Raw genomic sequence first — 2,603 nt, 5'->3', positions numbered from 1 at the left:
GAGTCGATCTCCGCTGGCCCCGAAACCTCCCCGACGGCGGACGCCACGGCTTCACCCCCCGCCACCGAATACGCCTCGAAGCCGCCCTCCCCGCCATGGCCGCCCGCCTCGCCGAAGCCCTCCCGGAGGGCGCGCACCGCGTGCATGTCCTCGGTTTCGAAGAGCTGATGTACGCCCCCCTCAGACTCGCCCGCGAGCTGGAGCAGATAGCCGACGCCGACGTCACCTACTCCACCACCACCCGCTCACCCGTCCTCGCGGTGGACGACCCCGGCTACGCGATCCGCACCCGCCTCACCTTCCCCGCCCACGACACCCCCGCCGACGGTCCCGGCGACCGCTACGCCTACAACATCGCCGGCGCCGGCTTCGACGCGGTCGTCGCGGTCGTCGACTCCCGCGGAGACACCCGCGAACTGCACGGCCTGCTGGAGCAGTTGGCCGCGCACACCCCGCACGTCGTCCTCGCGGTGATCCCCTCGTACGTCCCCGAAAGGCCCCCCATGCTGCCCGAGCCCCTCCGCGGCCCCGCCTTCTCCTCGTACGCGCCCGAAGAGGTCGGCTGGCTGCTCCAGGACCTCTCGGACGTGACGCTGGAGGCGCCGACGGAGGAGCGCGAGGAGGCCATCCAGAGCGGCGGCGCGCACTACGCGGAGTCGCTGCCGGTGGAGTACCAGCCGAGCGAGCAGTACCAGGAGCTGTTCCACACCGCCCTGGACGAGGCCGCCGGCCGACTCGCGCTGGCGGTCGGCGCGGTCACCGAACTCGTCCTCGCCGAGCGCTCACCGCACCCCGTGCTGGTCTCCCTCGCCCGCGCCGGCACCCCCGTCGGTGTCCTGATGCGCCGCTGGGCCCAGCACCGCCACGGCCTCGAACTCCCGCACTACGCCGTGTCGATCGTGCGCGGCCGAGGCATCGACGCCAACGCGCTGCGCTATCTCGCCGTCCACCACGACCCCGCCGACGTCGTGTTCGTCGACGGCTGGACCGGCAAGGGCGCCATCACCCGCGAACTCGCCGACGCCATCAAGGAGTTCGAGGAGTCCGACGGCATCACCGGCTTCGACCCGGAGATCGCGGTACTGGCCGACCCCGGCTCCTGCGTGCAGACGTACGGCACCCGCGAGGACTTCCTCATCCCCTCCGCCTGCCTCAACTCGACCGTGTCGGGGCTGATTTCGCGCACTGTGCTGCGCTCGGACCTGGTCGGCCCGCACGACTTCCACGGCGCGAAGTTCTACCGCGAACTCGCGGGCGTGGACGTCTCCGTGGACTTCCTGGACGCCGTGGCCGCCCGCTTCCCGGAGGTGTCGGACGCGGTGACCGTCCTCGCCAAGGAACTGCTGGCCGCCGACCGCACCCCGACCTGGGAGGGCTGGGCGGCGGTTGAGCGGATCAGCGAGGAGTACGGCATCCACGACGTGAACCTCGTCAAGCCCGGCGTCGGCGAGACCACCCGGGTGCTGCTGCGCCGGGTGCCCTGGAAGATCCTCGCGCGGGCCGGTGCGGGTGCCGACCTCGACCACGTCAGACTGCTCGCCGAGCAGCGGGGCGTACCCGTCGAGGAGGTGGCCGAACTGCCGTACACCTGTGTGGGGTTGATCCACCCCAAGTACACGCGCGGTGCGACCGGTGCCGACGGCAAGGCGGTGGCGGTCTGATGCCGGTACTCGTCGCGAGCGACCTCGACCGTACGCTCATCTACTCCTCGGCCGCCCTCGCCCTGACCATGCCGGACGCGCGGGCGCCCCGGCTGCTCTGCGTGGAGGTGCACGAGAGCAAGCCGCTCTCCTTCATGACGGAGACCGCGGCCGGGCTCCTCACCGAACTCGGCGGACTCGGCGACGACACGGCCGTCTTCGTGCCGACCACCACCCGCACCCGCAAGCAGTACCAGCGCATCAGCCTGCCCGGCCCGGAGCCGAAGTACGCGATCTGTGCCAACGGCGGCCACCTCCTCGTCGACGGCGTGACCGACGCGGACTGGCACGCCCGGGTACAGACGAAGCTGGCCGCCGAGTGCGCCCCGCTGGAGGAGGTCCGCGAACACCTCGCCGACTCGGCCGACCCGGCCTGGGTCCGCAAGCACCGCATCGCCGAGGACCTCTTCGCCTACCTCGTCGTGGAACGCGAACTCCTCCCGGAGGAGTGGGTGAAGGAACTCGCGGTCTGGGCGGAGAACCGAGGCTGGACGGTCTCCCTCCAGGGCCGCAAGATCTACGCCGTCCCCAAGCCCCTCACCAAGAGCGCGGCGATGCGAGAGCTTGCTCACAGAACCGGCGCGGACCTCACCCTCGCAGCCGGCGACTCCCTCCTGGACGCCGACCTCCTGCTCGCCGCCGACAAGGCTTGGCGCCCAGGCCACGGCGAACTGGCAGACGAGTCCTGGACGGCCCCCAACGTCACAGCCCTACCCGAGCGGGGCGTCCAGGCAGGCGAACGGATCCTCCACGAGTTCCTGAGGGCCATGCCTTAGGGGCGCGAGGAACCGCGCACTCCAGCCCCAACGCACCCGCACCCGACACCCCCCGCACAGCCTTTGCCTAGCCGCAGCACCCTCCACCACAACAACCGCCCCCTCCGCCCCCTCGCCGGGAGCGGGC

Annotated in this window: 2 protein-coding genes; both read left to right on the top strand. The window is 71.6% G+C overall.

Annotated elements, in window-relative coordinates:
* Nucleotides 1-1,661, top strand: a 1,661-nt coding sequence (locus JHN63_RS49920) for a cysteine protease StiP domain-containing protein (RefSeq protein WP_200691765.1), incomplete at its 5' end; no start/stop codon positions are given.
* Nucleotides 1,661-2,476, top strand: a complete 816-nt coding sequence (locus JHN63_RS49915; RefSeq protein WP_200691764.1) for an HAD family hydrolase — start codon at nt 1,661-1,663, stop codon at nt 2,474-2,476. The genes JHN63_RS49920 and JHN63_RS49915, both read left to right, overlap by 1 nt.
* Nucleotides 2,477-2,603 lie beyond the last annotated feature (127 nt).

The sequence above is a fragment of the Streptomyces sp. MBT65 genome (assembly GCF_016612545.1).
Classification (GTDB): Bacteria; Actinomycetota; Actinomycetes; order Streptomycetales; family Streptomycetaceae; genus Streptomyces.
Note: the sequence above shows the minus strand (reverse complement) of the source record. Positions and strands in the feature narration are given on the sequence as shown.

Excerpts from the sequence above, each read along its gene's own strand:
- JHN63_RS49915 (WP_200691764.1), top strand. The coding sequence starts at position 1,661 with ATGCCGGTACTCGTCGCGAGCGACCTCGACCGTACGCTCATCTACTCC.